This is a genomic window from Ensifer sp. GW821-FHT05G01, assembly GCF_059419585.1.
Genome location: NZ_JBWKSC010000001.1, coordinates 993,411 through 1,012,546, shown reverse-complemented (window position 1 = coordinate 1,012,546; position 19,136 = coordinate 993,411). Strand labels below are relative to the sequence as shown.

Annotated in this window: 18 protein-coding genes, 2 tRNA genes and 2 pseudogenes; 17 read left to right on the top strand and 5 right to left on the bottom strand. The window is 62.3% G+C overall.

All coding sequences use genetic code 11. The features are described 5' to 3' along the window. The first annotated feature begins 115 nt into the window (after nucleotides 1-115). From betI to betA, 4 genes are all read left to right on the top strand, one after another. Nucleotides 116-718, top strand: a complete 603-nt coding sequence (gene betI, locus AC07UR_RS04865) for a transcriptional regulator BetI (RefSeq protein WP_173419278.1) — start codon at nucleotides 116-118, stop codon at nucleotides 716-718. Beyond that, the gene (gene betC / locus AC07UR_RS04860) at nucleotides 715-2,250 is read left to right on the top strand and encodes a choline-sulfatase (RefSeq protein ID WP_173419277.1); all 1,536 of its coding nucleotides are present in this window, start codon (nucleotides 715-717) and stop codon (nucleotides 2,248-2,250) included. Before betI ends, betC begins: the two co-directional genes overlap by 4 nt. A gap of 1 nt (nucleotide 2,251) precedes the next feature. After that, nucleotides 2,252-3,715 carry a betaine-aldehyde dehydrogenase gene (gene betB, locus AC07UR_RS04855; RefSeq protein ID WP_173419276.1) on the top strand — a complete coding sequence of 488 codons (1,464 nt, stop codon included), beginning with the start codon at nucleotides 2,252-2,254 and terminating at the stop codon, nucleotides 3,713-3,715. Nucleotides 3,716-3,921: 206 nt separating this feature from the next. Next, complete coding sequence (gene betA, locus AC07UR_RS04850; RefSeq protein WP_209787150.1) at nucleotides 3,922-5,571, top strand: choline dehydrogenase; 1,650 nt, start codon at nucleotides 3,922-3,924, stop codon at nucleotides 5,569-5,571. Nucleotides 5,572-5,686: 115 nt separating this feature from the next. Here betA and AC07UR_RS04845 read toward each other — a convergent pair whose 3' ends face one another. Continuing rightward, nucleotides 5,687-6,166: a DUF2214 domain-containing protein gene (locus AC07UR_RS04845; protein WP_209787153.1), complete on the bottom strand. Its 480-nt coding sequence runs from the start codon at nucleotides 6,164-6,166 to the stop codon at nucleotides 5,687-5,689. Next, nucleotides 6,163-6,552 carry a DUF6152 family protein gene (locus AC07UR_RS04840; protein ID WP_173419273.1) on the bottom strand — a complete coding sequence of 130 codons (390 nt, stop codon included), beginning with the start codon at nucleotides 6,550-6,552 and terminating at the stop codon, nucleotides 6,163-6,165. The genes AC07UR_RS04845 and AC07UR_RS04840 overlap by 4 nt, the downstream gene beginning before the upstream one ends. A 241-nt stretch (nucleotides 6,553-6,793) precedes the next feature. On the opposite strand from AC07UR_RS04840, the pseudogene AC07UR_RS04835 reads away from it, so the two are divergent. The 6 genes and pseudogenes from AC07UR_RS04835 to AC07UR_RS04810 form a co-directional block, all read left to right on the top strand. Continuing rightward, nucleotides 6,794-7,447: pseudogene (locus AC07UR_RS04835) on the top strand (MCP four helix bundle domain-containing protein); the annotation flags it as partial. 78 nt (nucleotides 7,448-7,525) lie between these two features. Beyond that, a pseudogene (locus AC07UR_RS04830) lies at nucleotides 7,526-8,860 on the top strand (methyl-accepting chemotaxis protein); the annotation flags it as partial. Nucleotides 8,861-9,107: 247 nt separating this feature from the next. Then, nucleotides 9,108-9,863, top strand: coding sequence for a phosphoadenylyl-sulfate reductase (locus AC07UR_RS04825; protein WP_209787157.1), 756 nt, complete (start codon nucleotides 9,108-9,110; stop codon nucleotides 9,861-9,863). 45 nt (nucleotides 9,864-9,908) lie between these two features. Then, entirely contained in the window at nucleotides 9,909-10,862 is a 954-nt protein-coding gene (gene cysD, locus AC07UR_RS04820) for a sulfate adenylyltransferase subunit CysD (protein ID WP_209787159.1), read from the top strand. After that, nucleotides 10,862-12,367 carry a sulfate adenylyltransferase subunit CysN gene (gene cysN / locus AC07UR_RS04815; protein ID WP_173419269.1) on the top strand — a complete coding sequence of 502 codons (1,506 nt, stop codon included), beginning with the start codon at nucleotides 10,862-10,864 and terminating at the stop codon, nucleotides 12,365-12,367. The genes cysD and cysN overlap by 1 nt, the downstream gene beginning before the upstream one ends. 146 nt (nucleotides 12,368-12,513) lie before the next feature. Next, nucleotides 12,514-12,708 carry a hypothetical protein gene (locus AC07UR_RS04810; RefSeq protein ID WP_234941600.1) on the top strand — a complete coding sequence of 65 codons (195 nt, stop codon included), beginning with the start codon at nucleotides 12,514-12,516 and terminating at the stop codon, nucleotides 12,706-12,708. An 81-nt stretch (nucleotides 12,709-12,789) separates the two neighbouring features. Here the strand turns inward: AC07UR_RS04810 and AC07UR_RS04805 are convergent, their stop codons facing one another. Further along, nucleotides 12,790-12,933 carry a hypothetical protein gene (locus tag AC07UR_RS04805; protein WP_173419267.1) on the bottom strand — a complete coding sequence of 48 codons (144 nt, stop codon included), beginning with the start codon at nucleotides 12,931-12,933 and terminating at the stop codon, nucleotides 12,790-12,792. Nucleotides 12,934-13,759: 826 nt separating this feature from the next. Between AC07UR_RS04805 and AC07UR_RS04800 the strand changes: the two genes are divergently transcribed. Then, on the top strand, nucleotides 13,760-13,939 hold the full coding sequence (locus AC07UR_RS04800; protein ID WP_173419266.1) for a hypothetical protein: 180 nt from the start codon (nucleotides 13,760-13,762) through the stop codon (nucleotides 13,937-13,939). Between the two features lie 659 nt (nucleotides 13,940-14,598). Here AC07UR_RS04800 and AC07UR_RS04795 read toward each other — a convergent pair. Continuing rightward, nucleotides 14,599-14,675: transfer RNA gene (locus tag AC07UR_RS04795), tRNA-Pro, on the bottom strand. 274 nt (nucleotides 14,676-14,949) lie between these two features. On the opposite strand from AC07UR_RS04795, the gene AC07UR_RS04790 reads away from it, so the two are divergent. Beyond that, nucleotides 14,950-15,423, top strand: coding sequence for a hypothetical protein (locus AC07UR_RS04790; protein ID WP_173419264.1), 474 nt, complete (start codon nucleotides 14,950-14,952; stop codon nucleotides 15,421-15,423). Nucleotides 15,424-15,811: 388 nt separating this feature from the next. Then, entirely contained in the window at nucleotides 15,812-16,249 is a 438-nt protein-coding gene (locus AC07UR_RS04785; RefSeq protein WP_209787162.1) for a hypothetical protein, read from the top strand. Nucleotides 16,250-16,506: 257 nt separating this feature from the next. On the opposite strand, the gene AC07UR_RS04780 is transcribed toward AC07UR_RS04785, so the two are convergent. Beyond that, nucleotides 16,507-16,581: transfer RNA gene (locus AC07UR_RS04780), tRNA-Gln, on the bottom strand. A 214-nt stretch (nucleotides 16,582-16,795) separates the two neighbouring features. On the opposite strand from AC07UR_RS04780, the gene AC07UR_RS04775 reads away from it, so the two are divergent. Genes AC07UR_RS04775 through AC07UR_RS04760 form a run of 4 tightly spaced genes read left to right on the top strand, consistent with a single transcriptional unit; the run spans nucleotide 16,796 to nucleotide 19,129 of the window. Next, a complete protein-coding gene (locus AC07UR_RS04775; RefSeq protein WP_209787164.1) occupies nucleotides 16,796-17,092 on the top strand; it encodes a cupin domain-containing protein in 297 nt (98 codons plus the stop codon). A gap of 17 nt (nucleotides 17,093-17,109) precedes the next feature. Next, nucleotides 17,110-18,033: an MBL fold metallo-hydrolase gene (locus AC07UR_RS04770; RefSeq protein ID WP_209787166.1), complete on the top strand. Its 924-nt coding sequence runs from the start codon at nucleotides 17,110-17,112 to the stop codon at nucleotides 18,031-18,033. 2 nt (nucleotides 18,034-18,035) lie between these two features. Beyond that, nucleotides 18,036-18,488, top strand: a complete 453-nt coding sequence (locus tag AC07UR_RS04765; RefSeq protein WP_209787168.1) for a thiol-disulfide oxidoreductase DCC family protein — start codon at nucleotides 18,036-18,038, stop codon at nucleotides 18,486-18,488. Further along, the gene (locus AC07UR_RS04760; protein ID WP_209787170.1) at nucleotides 18,485-19,129 is read left to right on the top strand and encodes a DUF4166 domain-containing protein; all 645 of its coding nucleotides are present in this window, start codon (nucleotides 18,485-18,487) and stop codon (nucleotides 19,127-19,129) included. Before AC07UR_RS04765 ends, AC07UR_RS04760 begins: the two co-directional genes overlap by 4 nt. The last annotated feature ends 7 nt before the right edge of the window (nucleotides 19,130-19,136 follow it).

Genomic DNA, 19,136 nt, shown 5'->3' with positions numbered 1-19,136 from the left:
CGCCACCATCGGATTGAGCCGGATTTCTCTGCAAAAAGAAAGCAAAAACGTCCAAGTTTTTTATTGATTGATGAGTCAATCAAAAATAAACTAACGATCGTCAAGGGAGAGACAGATGCCCAAGGTCGGAATGGAACCGGTGCGCCGAAAGGCGCTGGTGGACGCGGCGCTGCGCGTGATCGGCGATCAGGGCACGCTTGCCGTCACCATGTCCGACATCGCCCGCCGTGCTGGCGTCTCCCCCGCCCTTGCGCATCACTATTTCGGCAGCAAGGAGCAATTGCTGATCGAGACCGTGCGTAGCCTTCTAAGGCAGCTGCGCGACGATACGGTGACGGCGCTGAATGCGGCGACAGCGCCGCGCGAAAAACTGAGCGCTCTGATCCGCGTCTCGTTCCAGGCAAGCCAGTTTGCGCCCGACACCATTGCTGCATGGCTCGCCTTCTATTCCGAAGCCCAGCGTTCGGAGGACGTGCGCCGCTTCCTCGTCGTCTATGCCCGGCGGCTGCGCTCCAACCTGGTGGCGAACCTGAAAGTCCTTTGCCCCGTCGATGACGCGGAACGCATTGCGGAAGGCGCAGCTGCGATGATCGACGGGCTTTACATCCGCCAGAGTCTGCGCTCCGCGCCGATCGGCATCGAAGCCTCGATCGCGTTGACCGAAGACTATGTCACCTCGCATCTCGACCAGCTCTACCGCCAAGGACGGCCCGCATGACCGCCAGACCGAACATCCTGATCATCATGGTCGACCAGCTGAATGGAAAGTTCTTTCCCGACGGCCCGGCGGATTTCCTGCATGCGCCGAACCTGAAGACCCTTGCCGCGCGCTCTGCCCGCTTTCGCAACAATTACACCTCTTCGCCGCTTTGCGCGCCAGCCCGCGCCTCGTTCATGGCGGGGCAGCTGCCGAGCCGCACCCGCGTCTATGACAACGCCGCAGAATACCAGTCGTCGATCCCGACCTATGCCCATCACCTGCGCCGCGCCGGCTATTACACGGCGCTATCAGGCAAGATGCATTTCGTCGGGCCGGATCAGTTGCATGGTTTCGAGGAGCGGCTGACGACCGACATCTATCCCGCCGATTTCGGCTGGACGCCGGATTATCGCAAGCCCGGTGAGCGCATCGACTGGTGGTATCACAATCTCGGCTCGGTCACCGGCGCCGGTACCGCCGAGATCACCAACCAGATGGAATATGACGACGAGGTCGCCTTCCTCGCCAATCAGAAGCTCTACCAGCTGTCGCGCGAAAACGACGATGCAGGCCGCCGCCCGTGGTGCCTCACCGTCTCCTTCACCCATCCGCACGACCCTTATGTCGCACGCAAGAAATTCTGGGATCTCTACGAGGGTTGCGAGCATCTTCTGCCAGAGGTCGGCATGCTGGCGGAGGAAAAGCAGGACCCGCATTCGAAGCGCATCATGCATTCCTGCGACTACGGCAACTTCGACCTCACCGAAGACAATATCCGCCGCTCGCGGCGCGCCTATTTCGCCAATATTTCCTATCTCGACGAGAAGGTCGGCGAACTCTTGGACACGCTGACTCGCACCCGGATGCGCGACAACACGCTGATCCTGTTCTGCTCGGATCATGGCGACATGCTCGGCGAGCGCGGCCTCTGGTTCAAGATGAACTTCTTCGAGGGCTCGGCCCGCGTGCCGCTGATGGTGGCGGGCCCCGGCGTGACGCCCGGCCTGCACCTTGCTCCGACGTCAAACCTCGACGTAACGCCGACGCTTTGCGACCTTGCCGGCATCTCGATGGACGAGGTGAAGCCCTGGACCGACGGTATCAGCCTGGTGCCTGCCATCAACGGCGAGGAGCGCACCGAGCCGGTGCTGATGGAGTATGCGGCGGAAGGCTCCTACGCACCGCTGGTCGCCATTCGCGAAGGCAAATGGAAATACATCCACTGCGCACTCGACCCGGATCAGCTCTACGATCTCGAGGCCGACCCGCTGGAGTTGAACAACATCGCCGCCAATCCCGAAACGCCAGTGCACTCGGCAACGCTGCAGGCATTCCAGGACATGTGCGCCGCCCACTGGGACATGGAGGCCTTCGATGCCGCCGTGCGCGAAAGCCAGGCCCGGCGCTGGGTGGTCTATGAGGCACTGAGAAACGGCGCCTATTACCCCTGGGACCACCAGCCGCTGCAAAAGGCATCCGAGCGCTACATGCGCAACCATATGAACCTCGACAATCTCGAGGAATCCAAACGCTATCCGCGGGGAGAATGACATGAAAGCCCAACCGCAAGCCTCGCACTTCATCGACGGCGAATATGTCGAGGACACCGCCGGCACCGTCATCGAGAGCATCTATCCGGCAACCGGCGAAGTGATCGCCCGGCTGCACGCGGCAACGCCCGCGATCGTCGAAAAGGCGATTGCCGCTGCCAAGCGCGCCCAGCCGGAATGGGCCGCCATGAGCCCGACGGCGCGCGGCCGCATCCTCAAGCGCGCCGCCGAGATCATGCGCGAGCGCAACCGCGAGCTTTCCGAACTCGAGACGCTCGACACCGGCAAGCCGATCCAGGAAACGATCGTCGCCGACCCGACATCGGGCGCCGATAGTTTCGAGTTCTTCGGCGGCGTCATCGCCACCGCGCTCAACGGCGACTACATCCCCCTCGGCGGCGACTTCGCCTACACCAAGCGTGTGCCCTTAGGCGTCTGCGTCGGCATCGGCGCCTGGAACTACCCGCAGCAGATCGCCTGCTGGAAGGGCGCGCCGGCGCTTGCCGCCGGCAACGCCATGGTGTTCAAGCCGTCGGAAAACACCCCGCTCGGGGCGCTGAAGATCGCGGAAATCCTGATCGAGGCCGGCCTGCCGAAGGGCCTATACAACGTCATCCAGGGCGACCGCACCACCGGGCCGCTGCTCGTCAACCATCCTGACGTCGCCAAGGTTTCGCTGACCGGTTCGGTGCCGACCGGCAAGAAGGTGGCGGGTGCTGCCGCCGCCGAACTCAAACATGTGACGATGGAGCTTGGCGGCAAGTCGCCGCTGATCGTGTTCGAAGACGCCGACCTCGAAAGCGCCATCGGCGGCGCCATGCTCGGCAACTTCTATTCCACCGGCCAGGTCTGCTCGAACGGCACCCGCGTCTTCGTGCAGAAGGGCATCAAGGACGCGTTCCTCGATCGCCTCAAGGCTCGCACCGAAGCGATCATCATCGGTGACCCGATGGATGAGGCGACCCAGCTCGGGCCGATGGTGTCGGGCGCACAACGCGACAAGGTCTTCTCCTATATCGAAAAGGGCAAGTCAGAAGGCGCGCGTCTCGTCACCGGCGGCGGCATCCCGAACGCGGTGAGCGCCGAGGGCACCTATATCCAGCCGACCGTCTTTGCCGACGTCACGGACGACATGACAATCGCGCGCGAGGAAATCTTCGGCCCAGTGATGTGCGTGCTCGACTTCGACGACGAGGCCGAGGTCGTCGCGCGCGCCAATGCCACCGAATTTGGCCTGTCGGCCGGCGTCTTTACCGCCGACATCACCCGCGCCCATCGGGTGGTCGACCAGCTGGAGGCCGGTACGCTGTGGATCAACACCTACAATCTCTGCCCGGTCGAGATCCCCTTCGGCGGTTCCAAGCAATCCGGCTTCGGACGCGAGAATTCCGTGGCGGCGCTCAACCACTACAGCGAGTTGAAGACCGTCTATGTCGGGATGAGCCCGGTGCAGGCGCCGTATTGAGATTGGGGCTTGCCCCTCACCCTCTCCCCGCAGGCGGGGAGAGGGGACTTGCCACACGAGAGTTCGAGAGTCCGTGAAACGGTGCGTCAACGTCCCTTCTCCCCGCAAGCGGGGAGAAGGTGGCGGCAGCCGGATGAGGGGCGCATCCCTCACCGTGCGGATGAGGGGCATGCCGCTGGCAGCCAGGTAGAAGAAAGAGCACGACTATGCAGGCAGATTACATCATCATCGGCTCCGGCTCGGCCGGTTCGGCGCTCGCCTACCGTCTCTCGGAGGATGGCAAGCATTCGGTGCTCGTGCTCGAATATGGCGGCTCTGATATCGGGCCGTTCATCCAGATGCCGGCAGCGCTTGCCTGGCCGATGAGCATGGATCGCTACAACTGGGGCTATCATTCCGAGCCCGAGCCGAACCTTAATAACCGGCGCATCACCGCGCCGCGCGGAAAGGTCATCGGCGGCTCCTCCTCGATCAACGGCCTTGTCTACGTTCGCGGCCACGCCGAGGACTTTAATCGCTGGGAGGATCTTGGCGCACGCGGCTGGGCCTATGCGGATGTGCTGCCCTACTTCAAGCGCATGGAGCATTCTCACGGCGGCGAGGCCGGCTGGCGCGGCACCGACGGGCCGTTGCACGTCAAGCGCGGGCCGGTAAAAAACCCTCTGTTCCACGCCTTCATCGAGGCCGGCAAGCAGGCCGGCTTCGAACTGACCGACGATTATAACGGCTCCAAGCAGGAAGGCTTCGGCCTGATGGAGCAGACCGTCTGGCAGGGTCGCCGCTGGTCGGCGGCAAACGCCTATCTCCGGCCGGCGATGAAGCGGCCGAACGTTTCGCTGCTGCGCTGCTTCGCCCGCAAGGTGGTGATCGAAAACGGCCGGGCGACCGGCGTCGAGATCGAGCGCGGCGGCAAGATCGAGATCGTCAAGGCGAACCGCGAGGTAATCGTCTCGGCCTCCTCCTTCAACTCGCCGAAACTCCTGATGCTTTCGGGCATCGGGCCGGCGCAGCACCTGAAGGACATGGGCATTGAGGTCAAGGTCGATAGACCCGGCGTCGGCGCCAATCTGCAAGACCATATGGAGTTCTATTTCCAGCAGGTCTCGACCAAGCCGGTCTCGCTCTATTCCTGGCTGCCATGGTTCTGGCAGGGTGTTGCCGGTGCGCAGTGGCTGCTGTCGAAAGGCGGCCTCGGCGCCTCCAACCAGTTCGAGGCCTGCGCCTTCCTGCGCTCGGCGCCGGGCGTCAAACAGCCCGACATCCAGTATCACTTCCTGCCGGTCGCCATCAGCTACGACGGCAAGGCGGCGGCGAAGAGCCACGGCTTCCAGGTGCATGTCGGCTACAACCTGTCGAAATCGCGCGGCAACGTCACCCTGCGATCGTCCGATCCGATGGCCGACCCGGTCATCCGCTTCAACTATATGAGCCACCCGGAAGACTGGGAGAAATTCCGCCACTGTGTGCGCCTCACCCGCGAGATCTTCGGCCAGCAGGCTTTCGACCAGTATCGCGGGCCGGAAATCCAGCCGGGCGAGAAGGTGCAGACGGACGACGAAATCGACGCCTTCCTGCGTGAGCATCTGGAAAGCGCCTATCATCCCAGCGGCACCTGCCGGATGGGCGCCAAGGACGACCCGATGGCCGTGGTCGACCCGGAGACGCGTGTCATCGGCGTCGATGGCTTGCGCGTCGCCGACAGCTCGATCTTCCCGCACGTGACCTACGGCAACCTCAACAGCCCGTCGATCATGACCGGCGAAAAGGCCGCCGACCACATCCTCGGCAAGCAGCCGCTTGCCCGGTCCAACCAGGAGCCGTGGGTCAATCCGCGCTGGGCCGTCAGCGACAGATAGGGATTGTTCGATGGCGTCATCTGCGCGCCATCGCCGCTACGATCTCGACCATGCGACCGCCACCGGCCCGCTGCCGGTGCGGCTTTGCACGCAAAAAAATCAGTGATCGCCTGTTTCAAAGAAAGCCGATCCAGCGGCCGGCCAGCAAAGCGCCGGGCCAGACGAGCAGGGAAATTCCGGCGGCCAGCCGCACAGTACCTGCGATCGGGCCGCCAGCTGCAACCGTCCGCCAAGCGTCGCTCGATTGCAGGAGAATGGCATTAACCGCTCCAACCGCCAGCAATACCAGCTTTATGAGGAATGCCGGATTGCCCGCATAGGCCGCCGGTCGCACGCTGAAGAGGCAGAAGCCGGTTACGACCACGAGGGCCAGACCAACTGCAGCTGCGCGCGAGAGGAAGGGGCCAAGCACTTCCAGCGAAGTGTTGCCGAAAAAACCGAGCAGCCGCAGATCCAGCGGCACAATCGCACCGACCAGAAGCGCGATCGCCAGGATGTGTGCCGCATTGACGACGAGATAGAGGATCGCGGATCGACGCATCGCCGATGCAAGTGGCCAGGCCGCGATCGCTTCAAGCAACTCGGCCGCGCTCATCCACCGGTCCGGATGCGTTCCGGATAGATGTCAAAGGTCTTGCCGCCGATGCTGACGCGGACCGCCTTTAGGCGCTTTTCGGCCGGATCGAGCGAGCGATTGCCGAGAACGACGATCTGATCGCCCACATTGGCAACACCTTCGACAAAGCCAGAGCGCTCCGTCTGCCTGGGATTGCCCAATTCGATACGCCACAGTCCATCCTTTTCGGTTTCGACTTGGAGCGTCGGGTGCGGCGGTGCCATCGAGATTTCGCGGATCGTGCCTGACAGCTCGATCTGGTCGGCTTCGGCCCAGGACCAGCCATGATGGGCGTAGGCGCCGGAAACCAGAAGCATCACCCCCATGCTTGCGATAAGAACGCGGCGAGGAAAGAACACGAACATCGGCCACTCCTTCATTTGCCTTGGAGACCTGGAGATTGAACCCGAAGCTCCGGAGGCGAAAGCATCTGTCGTTCAACAAATCTTGAGCGAAGGGCAGCGTTCGGCAACCCGACAGTCGGCCTCGCCGCAAGTCACGAACCGATGGTTGCACAAGCGCCATTCAACAGCTTAAAATTTAGCCATTTTTAATCTCCACCTGTTATGTCTATATCAGACGGAGTGAACGCTTGGCGGATGTGCCATGACGGCAATCGGCTGCAAAGATTTTGCGTGCTCCATCGGGCCATCGTCATCTCCCTTGCCAAGGCAAGCACGCCAACTGATGTCCAAGCGGTACGTCCGCAGTCATCGGACGAGGACGAATTTGCCTTGCGGGCAACCGAAGAGCGTTTCCATGACAATCAAAGCACGCCTGCTTATTTGTTTTTCGCTGCTCGCCGTGGCCATGCTGGTCATGATCGTCACGGCATTCAATGCGATGACATCGATTTCCAAGCGCACAGAATCCATCGTTGCCGATCGACTGGTGCCAGTCGATCAGTTGAAGACAGTGTCGGACATGTATGCGGTCGAGATCGTCGACACCACCCACAAGGTGCGCAGCAGCGCCCTCGGCTGGGGCGCCGGCAAAGAAGCGATCACGGCAGCCCTTTCCACGATCGACACGCAATGGCGCGCCTACGAGGCGACCAGGTTGACGCCGGAGGAAAAGACGCTCGCGGAGAGCTTCGATAGGGCACGGGTGGAAAGCGACGCTTCGATCCGCGCGCTCATGCAGATCCTCGATCGCCAGGACAAGGCGGAACTCGAGCGCTTCGTCGATGCCCGGCTCTATCCCGCGGTCGATCCCCTCGCCGTGCCGATCAGCGAACTGATCAAGTTGCAGCTGTCCGTGGCAAACACCGAACTCAGGGCAGCGATCACCGAAAAGAACACCCTGACGCTTTGGCAAACGGTGATAGCCGGCCTCGCACTCGCCACACTCGCAGCAACGGTGTGGTTCGTCATCTCCGGACTTTTCCGCCCGCTTTCGAAGCTGCGCGAAGCGATGCGGCAGCTTGCCGCCGGCAACCTCACGACATTGATCTACGGTGAAGGGCGGCGGGATGAAATCGGCCAGATGGCAGGCGCCGTCGCCGTGTTCCGCGACAATGCGCTTGAACGCCAAAGACTGGAAAAGGACGCGGAGGCAAACCGCTCGCTTTCGGAGCGCGAGCGCGAACAGCGCGAGGCACAAAAGGCCAGGGAAACTGGGGAAGTGCAAGCGGCCGTCGAAGCGCTGGCCTTCGGGCTCGACCGCCTTGCCGAAGGCGACCTGACCTATCGTATCCGCACGCCGCTTGCCGAGCGGCTCGACGCGCTTCGCACCAACTTCAACAGTTCGGTCGGCAATCTGGAAGATGCCCTGCGCTCCGTCGGCGACAATGCCCGCAGCATCAATGCCGGCGCCAGCGAAATTCGCTCGGCGGCCGGTGACCTATCGAAGCGGACCGAACAGCAGGCAGCCTCCGTCGAGGAGACGGCCGCTGCCCTCGACCAGATCGCAACGACAGTCGCCGACGCAAGCCGGCGCGCCGAGGAAGCCGGAAGTCTGGTCACCAGAACCCGCGGAGCGGCGGAAAAATCCGGCGAAATCGTCGGCAACGCCGTCACCGCCATGAGCGGCATCGAGGCCTCTTCGCGAGAGATCTCCAGCATCATCGGCGTTATCGACGACATCGCCTTCCAGACGAACCTCCTGGCGCTGAATGCCGGCGTCGAGGCTGCTCGCGCCGGCGAGGCTGGCAAGGGTTTTGCCGTGGTCGCCCAGGAAGTACGCGAACTCGCCCAGCGCTCGGCCCACGCCGCCAAGGAGATCAAGGTGCTGATCGCCACCTCCGGCGCCCAGGTCAAATCCGGCGTCAGCCTGGTGCGCGAGACCGGAGCGGCACTGGAGGGCATCATTGCAGAGGTGCAGGAAATCAGCGCCCACGTGACGGCCATCGTCGAAAGCGCCCGCGAACAGTCGGCCGGAATCCAGCAGATCAACACGGCGGTCAACTCGATCGACCAGGGCACCCAGCAGAATGCGGCGATGGTGGAGCAGTCAACGGCTGCAAGCCATAGCCTCGCTCGGGAGGCCGGTGCGCTCAACGATCTCCTGATGCGTTTCAAGACCGGCAACGGCCAGACGCATCCGGTGCATCTCGTCGGATCCCCCTCCGTCGAGCAGGCAGCCTCTTCGCCAGCACGCACGCTCAACCGCAGGCTTGCCGCCGCCTATCGCAGCCCTGCGGCCCAACAGGAGAAGGGCTGGGCAGAATTCTAGCCGGCGCGAATACCCAACCACCGATTGGAACGCGGACCGAAAGGCCCGCGCTTTTCATGTAATGGCCGGGCCAACGGCGCCAAGGCAAGTATAAAGTCTAGTAAATTACTAGTTTACCTTGCGTTTTTCGCTGGTTTTCGATCTGAGAGGCAGATTTGCTCCAAACGCCCGGCATTAGAAACCGCTATTTCTGTCCCTTCTCACGTGCGGCTGCGATATTCCTGAATAGTTGGAACAGGACGCAGCCATGACCACGTCACCCCTCGATGCCACCGCAAAAGCTTTGAACGAAGCGCTTGAAGGCCTGGACCTCGCGGAACGTCTCGCGTTCGTCGCCGAGCTTGAAGGTCGCGCCGTCTTTACCACGTCGCTCGGCATCGAGGATCAGGTGATTACCGCCGTCATCGGCAAGAACGATCTCTCGATCGACGTCGCAACGCTGCAGACGGGCCGCCTTTTCAACGAAACCGTGGCGCTGATCGACAAGACGGAAGAGACCTACGGTATCCTGATCAAGCGTTTTCACCCGGAGAGCGCCGATGTCGACGCCTATGCCGCGCAGTACGGCGCCAACGGCTTTTACGACAGCGTCGAAGCCAGGCATGCCTGTTGCGACGTGCGCAAGCTTAAACCCCTTGCGCGCGCACTCGAGGGCGCCGGCTACTGGGTGACAGGACTTCGCCGCGGCCAGTCCGGCAACCGGGCAACGACGCCCTTTGCCGAAGCAGATAACGAGCGCGGCCTCATCAAGATCAATCCGCTCGCCGATTGGGACATCGAAACCATCCGTACCTACGTTACCGCGAATGGCGTTCCCGTGAACCCGCTGCATGCCCGAGGCTATCCGTCGATCGGCTGCGAGCCCTGTACCCGCGCCATCAAGCCGGGCGAGCCCGAACGGGCCGGCCGCTGGTGGTGGGAAAACGACGAGAAGCGCGAATGCGGTCTCCACGTCCCCGAGGCAACCACCTCAACTATCCCGAACACGAGCAGCGCCGCCTGAGGGCAGGCGCGCTCCTCAAAAGACAAGATCCTCCCGGAGACTGAAATGCCCCTTACCCATCCGGAAACGGAACTGCATAACCCGCAGAGCACCAAGCCGCCGCTTGATCCGCATCTGAAGGCGCTGGAAAACGAAGCGATCCACATCTTCCGTGAAGTGGCCGCCGAGTTCGATCGCCCTGTCATGCTCTACTCGATCGGCAAGGATTCCTCGGTGCTGCTGCATCTGGCGCGCAAGGCCTTCTATCCCGGCCGTGTTCCCTTCCCGCTGCTGCACGTCAACACCGGCTGGAAGTTTGCCGAGATGATCGCGTTTCGCAACGAGATCGTGAAGCGCTACGACCTCGACCTGATCGAGCACGTCAATCCGCGCGGTGCTGCGGAAAACGTCACGCCGTTCAGCCACGGTTCGGCGCTCTATACCGACATCATGAAGACCGAGGCCCTGCGCCAGGCGCTCGACGCCGGCCAGTACGATGCGGCATTCGGCGGCGCCCGGCGCGACGAAGAAGCCTCACGCGCCAAGGAACGCATCTACTCGTTCCGCACCCCCGACCACCGCTGGGATCCGCGCAACCAGCGCCCCGAGCTCTGGAACGTCTACAACGGCATGGTGCGCAAGGGCGAGAGCGTGCGCGCCTTCCCGCTGTCGAACTGGACCGAGGTCGACATCTGGCGCTACATCCAGGCCGAAGACATTCCGATCGTGCCGCTTTATTTCGCCAAGAAACGCCCGGTCGTCGAACGCGACGGCATGATGATCCTTGCCGAAGACTCGCGTCTCGAGCTTTTGCCTGATGAAACCAGGCGCGAAGAAGTGATCCGCTTCCGCACGCTCGGCTGCTTCCCGCTGACCGGCGCCATCCGCTCCGAAGCGACATCACTCGACGACATCATCTCCGAACTTGAAACCGCGACCGTATCCGAACGCCAGGGCCGCGCCATCGACCGTGACCAATCCGGCTCGATGGAAAAGAAAAAACGCGAAGGATATTTCTGATGACCGCACCAGCAACCGCGAATGCCGTTCAGGAAGACGCAGCCGGCCAGGTTCTGGCGTTTCCGGCCTCCGAAACGGCGCGCGCCACGCGCGACAGCCGCCCCCTTCGCCTCATCACCTGCGGATCGGTCGACGACGGAAAGTCGACGCTGATCGGCCGGCTGCTCTGGGATACCAAAGCAGTCAAGGAAGACCAGGCGGCAACACTGCGGCGTGATTCCAGCGGAAAGCAGAACGACCTTGGCCTGCCGGACTTCGCGCTGCTGCTCGACGGTCTTCAGGCCGAGCGCGAACAGGGCATCACCATCGATGTCGCCTATCGTTACTTCTCAACCGACCGGCGCTCGTTCATCGTCGCCGACACGCCCGGCCACGAGCAGTACACCCGCAACATGGCAACCGGCGCCTCGACGGCCGACCTCGCAGTGCTGTTGGTCGATGCCCGTGTCGGCCTGCTCGAGCAGACCCGGCGCCACGCGACCATCGCGACGCTGATGGGCATCAAGCAGTTCGTCCTGGCCGTCAACAAGATCGACCTGACGGACTACGATCGTGCCCGGTTCGACCAAATCAGCCACGAGTTTCGTGAGCTGGCGCTGTCGCTTGGCGTGCGTCAGGTCACGGCAATTCCGCTTTCGGCGCTGAAGGGCGAGAACGTCGTTTACGACGGTCGCGCCTCCATGCCCTGGTACGACGGCCCCACACTGGTCGAAGTGCTTGAACTGGCGACGACACGCTCGTCCCAGACGGTCGGCTTCCGCCTGCCGGTGCAGCGTGTATCCCGTCCAGGCGAGAGCTTCCGCGGCTATCAGGGAACGGTTGCCGGCGGCTCGGTGAAGCCGGGCGACAGCGTCGTCATCCTGCCCTCCGGCATGGTCGCCAACGTCACCAAGATCGTCACCTTCGATCTCGTGCGCAATGCGGCGGTGGCGGGCGACGCCATCACGCTGGTGCTCGACCGCCAGGTCGATGTCTCGCGTGGCGATATGATCGTCGCCATCGACAGCCAGCCGCTGACGGGCCTTGCCTTCGACGCCCAGATCGTTGCGCTGCAGGCGGACGGCATCCAGCCGGGCAAGCGCTACTGGCTGAAAAGCGGCAGCCGCCGCCAACGTGTCCAGGTGCAGCCAGCAAGCCAGCTGGATCTGAAGACCGGCAAGTGGGAACCGGCCGAGCAGCTGCCGATGAACGCCATCGGCAAGGTTCACCTGGCCTTCGACGAACAGGCGATCTTCGACCCTTACGAGCAGAACCGGACGACTGGCGCCTTCATCCTGATCGACCCGGACACCAACAACACGGTGGCCGGCGGCATGATCACGGCCAAACGCTCAGCGCTTGGCGGCATCCATACGGAAGACGCACGCGTGATCCTGTCGCTGCCGGCCGATCTTGCTGACCAGTTGATGGCAACAGAGCTGTTTGCGGCTCGGCGCGAGGATGCAGAAGTTCGCCGCGTCAGCGCAGGCAAGGCGAGCGAGATCATCGACACGATCGACGGCTGACCGGCAGCCCCGACAATTTGGAAAAGGGCCCACCTGGGCCCTTTTCTTTGCGACGGATCTGCACGACGCCTCGCTGAATGGCGCCAACGCATCTTTCCGAAATTGACTGCTGCACTACTTTCCATGGACAGGGAAGGAGGGCAACCATGATGCTGGACCATGAACGGGAAGACGCGCCGCACCGTGGCTTTCTTGGGCGGGCCGTGACGATCGAGGCCTTCGCGCGGAAGTACCGGCTCGACGCGGAGGAAACACGAAGGCTTCAGGGCCAGTTCGGCTCGACGGCCGGCGAGATCGAGTTGCTTCAGGCCGCTCGGCGCAACGGCATGCCGGAGGAGTAATACCGACAAGCGCTGTAACCCTTTAAAATTGCCGCATGTTTTCTTCCCTCAATCGATTTCGATTTAGGAATGATGCGGCAATCACGACCGCTGCTCGATGCTCGGAAGCACCATCGTCAGCGGTGCGGGATCGGCGTGCTGCCAAAGCTGGTACCCGACCACGCTACCGAGAATGGCGGACCATATGGCGATCTCGCGGAATGTGAATATCGGTTCCTTCAACATCTGAGCCTCACGGAGAGAACGATTGCTGAAGGCAATATCGCCTTTGTTGTTCACTCCGATAAGACAGCGCCGGGTGAACAAGCCGTTTCCAATTGAACAGCAATTGGCCCGATCACAAGGTGCGCATGCGGTTCTGGGCCTCCGCGCCTGAAGCATGCTTCATCACGGGCTCCTGCCGATCCGCGAGATGGCATCATTCGGATAACCGCCCGCAACGGCCTGCCGCGCCACCCTGTGCCGAAACAGCACACCGCTTGCAATTGCTTCACCTTGAGCTGCGGCCATAAAATTTGAGGGTTTAAATATGCCGATGCATTTGTAAGTTGGCGCGTCGATCATGATGACCGATAGGGCTGTTTCACCGTTTCCAAACGTCGTGGGACAGTCCGCCTGACCACAGCTCCTTCCAGACTTTGATCGCACGACAAACAGGGCCCTTGCGAGCCCTCTCCTGTCATTCGCGACAGGATTCCTGATCAGCGGATGCTGAACGCCGGCCGATGCGACTGCCTTCAAAACTCTGCTCCTTGGCGCGATGACGGCTGTCCAGAGCATCCGCTTGCACATGGAATCACTGAAGTCGGATAAGACCTTCCGGAATCAAAGTGTTCGAGCGTCCCTCGTGCATTCCTGTGAACGCATGACGCGCTTGTCGTCAGGCCGGGGTGCTTCGACACGTTTCCAAAAAGATCCGCCGAAGGTCGCAAAATTGTGTCGATAACGACCAGACAGCCGACACAAACGAGACGCAACTGGACATCAGCCGCGACATGCGGATATCAGGCAGGTCTGGCGCGACGACGCGCAGGATCGCAAGGAGACGAAGATGACCGCGGACAAAAAACCGGAAACGGCCGTGACTATCGAAAAGCGCCCGAATGGCAAATGGTGCTTTGTCGTAAAGTATCGCGGCGTCACCCACCCGGCGCAGGGCAACTTTTCCTCGATGCTGCAGGCGCAGGCAATCGGCCAGTCCGTCCTCAGGGCTCTGGAAAAGCAGGGCTGAGCGATCTGGCCGAGATATTGCTGGCAGCAGTCCTGCCGGCACTTGTCAGACTGGCTCGCCTAATCGACGCGGCTGGGCGCGCCGAACCCGGAAGCGGCCCGGAATCGCTGCCACTTTTTCCTGACTGAAAGCATCAGTGTCCGAATGCGCCTGTCGCGCCTTGTCTGAAGCCTGGTCTTCCGCCAGGGCGTATGTCTTCTGTACTCCAAGAAGGTCGCCTTTTCCGGGTGCAGGCATTCTTGCGTGTTTGGCTTGGCGTGCGTGAAATGCACGATGGAGGCATTGGAATAGTCGTCCCATCCCTTTCGCGCATTCCATTGGTCGGCAAGCTGCACGAAGTCGCCATCGGCAGCCACATTCAAGACATCCTGATCCAAGAATTCGAATGAGCGGCTCTGCAAGAGGTCGGTGATCCGGGCGGTATAGCCGCGTTCGTTCCAGGCATCGATATCGACAAGTGCGCGCCCTACTCCATCACGCCCTGGAGCGAATGTCGGGTGAAAAAGCGGATCGGCGACCTGAGCGGCATTTTGAGCAGCCTCTCCGCGTGCCAGACCAGCCTTTTGCGAGGCAGCGGCTTACGTGCCTTGAAAAGGCACGCAATCGCCCAGCATCGAAATGCGATCCGGGCAAATGGGGAATTAAGGTATTGATTTAGCTGGTCGGAGTGGCAAGATTCGAACTTGCGACCCCCACGTCCCGAACGTGGTGCGCTACCAGACTGCGCTACACTCCGTGACCAGCGGCGCCTCTATAGAACAGGCATTTGGATTGCACAAGCGCCTATTGCGAAAAACATTCACGGTCACGACAATAAAGAGCAGTACCGGTGGAAAACCGAGACGCGAACAGCAATCCGCCTCCTGTTCGACACCGCCGGCAAACCAAATATCGGCCAGAACGGACGATGATCGCTGCCGATCGAGACGCCCCTTGACGGGGACTGTCTGTGTTGCTTGTCTAATACGCCGGCTTCAGGTGCTTGCCCGCCATCGCCAAGGAGTACGTCAATGCCGCCGATCCGTTCTGTTTCGCTTGCCGCGATCGTCGTTGCCGGCCTGGTGCCCGGCACGGCAGGTGCCGATATTGCGGCCCCTTGGGGCTTCGAAGTGGATCTGTCCTTTTCACAAGCCGCCGCGAGCAAGCTCCAGGCGCTGAAGGAAGGGATCGTGATTGCGGCCTATTACTCCGGCGAGCCGGCGCCGGGCGCCGAAGAGCACGCCGATCAGATTGGCATGATCGATCTCGGTGAAGACAGGACCGAACGTGACGGCGAACCGGCCATGGTGGCTATTCCCGGCAAGGGCGATATCGAAACACGGCTGCACTGGGTCAAGGACGGCGAGCCCCTCGTCAACATCAACGTCTACTCCGCCCGTCGCAGCGGCCCGGACAACCTGCTCGACTGCGATGTCTACGACGGCCCGCTGAAGGCGATCGCCGGGAGCGCTACCAAGATCGGCTGCAAGCTGATCGGTGAATAGGCCGAGCAGCAGAGCCCCCTCGCCGGACGCATCGGAGCAAATCGCGCCCGCGCATCAGCACAAAAAATAGCGCGAACGCCGCACCAAAGACATTGCGCGCCAGCGCTTTCAAGAAGAGTTGTTCGAATCGCTGTGTCGCAACCCTTCCCATGTTCATGGCGGCGGGCGAAGAGGCGTGAACCGGCTCCAACCGTTCACGTTGCCGTGAGGCTGTGGGGCCAGGTAGGGCCTTTCTGCAACGCTTCGCATTTTCCTGAAATAGAATGCAGACAGCGGATTTTCTTTGCAGGCTTTTGGCGCTAGAGGCTCAGCGGAAAGCGCGCAAACTCAGGGGATTGAGGCCTGCGCGCCATGCCTATTTCCGAACGAGAGCCAAAGGGACGAAAACATGAACTTCCGCATGATGACGGTGGCAGGCCTCGCGCTTGCGCTCGCAGGCTGCACCACGACGACGACGGGGATTTCGAGAAACGCGGTCGAATCCCGCTGGCTCGGTCAGCCGGCCGGCGCCTTCTTTGCCCAGTATGGCCCTCCGCTCTCCGACGTCGAAAGTGGCAGCTCCACCGTCTACAACTGGAAGGGCGGCTACAAGACCCGCAAGGTCCCGGCCCAGTATGAAACCGGCAAGGACGGCAAGCGCGGCAAACGGATTGCCTCAGCCCGCACGGAGTATCTGAGCTGCTCGGTGCAGCTGACAGTCTCTTCCGACTACATCATCCGCTCGATCCGCCTCCTCGGCGACCACAAGCGCGCCGACGGCCCAAGCTGGTGCGAGGAATTCCTCGGCGGCGCCAAGCAGGAAAAGCCGGCAACGCCGGCGAGCTGATTGCCGAGCGCGTCAGACGACAGACATTCGAAACCCGCCAACATCCATTGGCGGGTTTTCTGTTTCGGCGGCGCAGAGCGGACGGAGCGAGTGACTGTCGCCGTGCGCCGATGAAGGCGAACGATCCGCGCAGCGCGGCCTGACGACGCTGAAACGATCATGCTGGCATGGGCCAGTGCGCCCACAGCGACCGGCCCCATGCCGGACATGGCAATCGGGACACGAAAGAACGCTGAGCACTGCCTGAAGGAAAAATATGGCTGGGGCGCCAGGATTCGAACCTGGGAATGCCGGTACCAAAAACCGGTGCCTTACCGCTTGGCGACGCCCCAACGGAGTTGACGAAATATAAACTCGCCAAATCGAGCGCCTGATTATCAAAGGTCGTGCCGCGTCACAATGATTAAGTTTGCGGTTTGCGCGGTTTTGTTCGGCTTTGTTCACGCGCATCCTTCACGCCTTCGGCGAAAGGCCGGCATCTGGTGCCGAAGCGCCCTTCCCTTCGCCATCGTCCCCTCCTATTCTCCGGCGCGAATGGAGACCTCTATGAGCCAGTTTCGCGCCCGCCCCCCTGCCGTGCCCAGCATTCTTGTCGACGACGCGGTGGTGCGCATTACAAGGTGGGACTTCGAGCCCGGCGCCGATACCGGCCACCATGTCCATGGCCTCGGCTATGTCGTCGTGCCGATGACCGATTGCCAGTTCCTGCTGGAAGAAGAAGGCGGTAGCCGCCGGGTGGATATCGCCAAGGGTGCTGCCTACCGGCGCGAGGCCGGCATGGCGCACAATGTCGTCAATGCCGGTAGCGAGCCGATGTCCTTCATCGAGATCGAATACAAGTGAAGGCCAGGAAAAGACGCATGCAAGGCCCCGACTTCGATCTCGACTTCAAGCCTGCCCATGGCGAGGCCGTGACCGTTGCCGACGGGGTGCAGCGCATCACCGTCAACAATCCCGGCCCCTTCACCTTCCACGGCACCAACAGCTATATCGTCGGCGGACGCTCGGTGGCGGTGATCGACCCCGGCCCGGACGACGAAGCGCATTTCCAGGCGCTGATGACGGCGCTTGCGGGCCGGGAAGTGACCCACATCGCTGTCAGCCATACCCATCGCGATCACTCGCCGCTGGCACAGCGGCTCAAGGCCGCGACGGGCGCGACGATCGTCGGCGAAGGGCCGCACCGGGCCGCCCGCCCCTTGCATGAAGGCGAGATCAACCCCTTCGCCGAAAGTTCCGACATGGACTTTTCGCCCGACATCGTCCTTGCCGATGGCGGGCGGATCGAAGGCGACGGCTGGGTACTGACAGGGCTCGCCACCCCCGGCCACACCGCCAACCACATGGCCTTTGCGCTCGAGGGCACCGGCACTGTCTTTTCCGCCGATCACGTCATGGCCTGGGCGACGACGATCGTCGCGCCGCCGGATGGCGCCATGGCGGACTACATGGCCTCGCTGGAAAAGCTGCTTGGGCGCGACGACCGGCTCTATCTGCCCGGGCACGGTGGCCCCGTCGTCGAACCGGCCTCATTCCTCAGGGGGCTGCGCGCCCACCGCCGGATGCGCGAACGTGCGGTGCTTGAGCGCGTGCGTGCAGGCGACGGCAAGATCCCCGACATGGTCAAGGTGATCTACGCCACGACCGACGTCCGACTGCATGGCGCGGCCGCCCTTTCCGTGCTGGCGCACCTCGAAGACCTGGTCGAACAGGGGCGTGTCGAGACCGACGGGCCGCCTTCCCTGTTTGGCGACTACCGGCTGGCGCCCGGAGGTGCCGGCTGACCATGCGACAGCAACCCCATGGCTACCGCAACGATGCGTCGGTGCCGGACTTTCCCGACGATCGTCCGGTGATCGTCTTTGACGGCGAATGCATCTTCTGCTCGGGCTGGGTGCGCTTCATGCTACGCCACGACCGGCAGGGGCGCTATCGCTACCTGACGGCGCAGTCGCCGCTCGGCCGGGCGCTCTATCGGCATTACGGCCTTGATGACCGCAACTATGAGAGCAACATCCTGATCGAGAACGGCATCGCGCGCTTCAAGTCCGACGGATCGATCCGCACGCTTGCAGGTCTTGGCCTGCCGTGGTCGCTGGTAAACATCTGCCGTATCCTGCCTGCCGCCCTTCGCGATCCGCTTTACGATCTCGTTGCGAGAAACCGTTACCGGATCGCCGGGCGCCGCCAGACCTGCATGGTACCATCAGCGGAAGAGCGCGGGCGCTTCATCGCATGAAGAGCAAAGCGGCGGAACGTCTGGTTCATCGGCAAAGCCTCTACCGACAGATTCTCGGCAAGGATTGGGATCGCCTGCCCTCAGCGATCCGCGGCTTGCACGAGATGTCGGAGGGAAACGCCACATTCAGGGGACGTGCGGTCGTCGAACGCGGCCGGGGGCCATTTGCCCGTCTCGCAGCCTCTATCGCCGGTTTTCCCGCGGCCGGGGAGGATGTCCCAGTGGAGATCCGCTTCGCATGCGCCGATGGTCGCGAGGTGTGGACCCGGCGCTTCGGCGACAAGGTTCTGCGCAGCTCACAGCGGCCAGTGGAAGGCCGCGAGGAACGATTGCTCGCCGAGCATTTCGGGCCATTTCGCATCCTCTGCGCCCTGGAGCCCGAAGAAAACCGCCTGCACCTGAGGGTTCGTGGCTGGTCCTTCCTCGGTCTCCCGCTTCCCGCACTTCTTGCACCGGGCGGGCGGACCTTCGAGGAGGATCGCGACGGCCTGTTTCACTTCCATGTGGAGGTCGAAAGTCCAATGACCGGGTTGATCGAACGTTATCGCGGCTGGCTCAAGCCAGCGGACCAGCCGACAGCGCCGATCACGAGGGAAATGCTTCGCAAATCCGACGATCTCGGCGCCCTCATGCATGGCTGAGGCGTTC

Bases quoted from the DNA above. Each gene is read 5' to 3' on its own strand.
- betI (WP_173419278.1), top strand. From the start codon at position 116: ATGCCCAAGGTCGGAATGGAACCGGTGCGCCGAAAGGCGCTGGTGGAC.
- betC (WP_173419277.1), top strand. From the start codon at position 715: ATGACCGCCAGACCGAACATCCTGATCATCATGGTCGACCAGCTGAAT.
- betB (WP_173419276.1), top strand. From the start codon at position 2,252: ATGAAAGCCCAACCGCAAGCCTCGCACTTCATCGACGGCGAATATGTC.
- betA (WP_209787150.1), top strand. From the start codon at position 3,922: ATGCAGGCAGATTACATCATCATCGGCTCCGGCTCGGCCGGTTCGGCG.
- AC07UR_RS04845 (WP_209787153.1), bottom strand. From the start codon at position 6,166: ATGAGCGCGGCCGAGTTGCTTGAAGCGATCGCGGCCTGGCCACTTGCA.
- AC07UR_RS04840 (WP_173419273.1), bottom strand. From the start codon at position 6,552: ATGTTCGTGTTCTTTCCTCGCCGCGTTCTTATCGCAAGCATGGGGGTG.
- AC07UR_RS04825 (WP_209787157.1), top strand. From the start codon at position 9,108: ATGACCACGTCACCCCTCGATGCCACCGCAAAAGCTTTGAACGAAGCG.
- cysD (WP_209787159.1), top strand. From the start codon at position 9,909: ATGCCCCTTACCCATCCGGAAACGGAACTGCATAACCCGCAGAGCACC.
- cysN (WP_173419269.1), top strand. From the start codon at position 10,862: ATGACCGCACCAGCAACCGCGAATGCCGTTCAGGAAGACGCAGCCGGC.
- AC07UR_RS04810 (WP_234941600.1), top strand. From the start codon at position 12,514: ATGATGCTGGACCATGAACGGGAAGACGCGCCGCACCGTGGCTTTCTT.
- AC07UR_RS04805 (WP_173419267.1), bottom strand. From the start codon at position 12,933: ATGTTGAAGGAACCGATATTCACATTCCGCGAGATCGCCATATGGTCC.
- AC07UR_RS04800 (WP_173419266.1), top strand. From the start codon at position 13,760: ATGACCGCGGACAAAAAACCGGAAACGGCCGTGACTATCGAAAAGCGC.
- AC07UR_RS04790 (WP_173419264.1), top strand. From the start codon at position 14,950: ATGCCGCCGATCCGTTCTGTTTCGCTTGCCGCGATCGTCGTTGCCGGC.
- AC07UR_RS04785 (WP_209787162.1), top strand. From the start codon at position 15,812: ATGAACTTCCGCATGATGACGGTGGCAGGCCTCGCGCTTGCGCTCGCA.
- AC07UR_RS04775 (WP_209787164.1), top strand. From the start codon at position 16,796: ATGAGCCAGTTTCGCGCCCGCCCCCCTGCCGTGCCCAGCATTCTTGTC.
- AC07UR_RS04770 (WP_209787166.1), top strand. From the start codon at position 17,110: ATGCAAGGCCCCGACTTCGATCTCGACTTCAAGCCTGCCCATGGCGAG.
- AC07UR_RS04765 (WP_209787168.1), top strand. From the start codon at position 18,036: ATGCGACAGCAACCCCATGGCTACCGCAACGATGCGTCGGTGCCGGAC.
- AC07UR_RS04760 (WP_209787170.1), top strand. From the start codon at position 18,485: ATGAAGAGCAAAGCGGCGGAACGTCTGGTTCATCGGCAAAGCCTCTAC.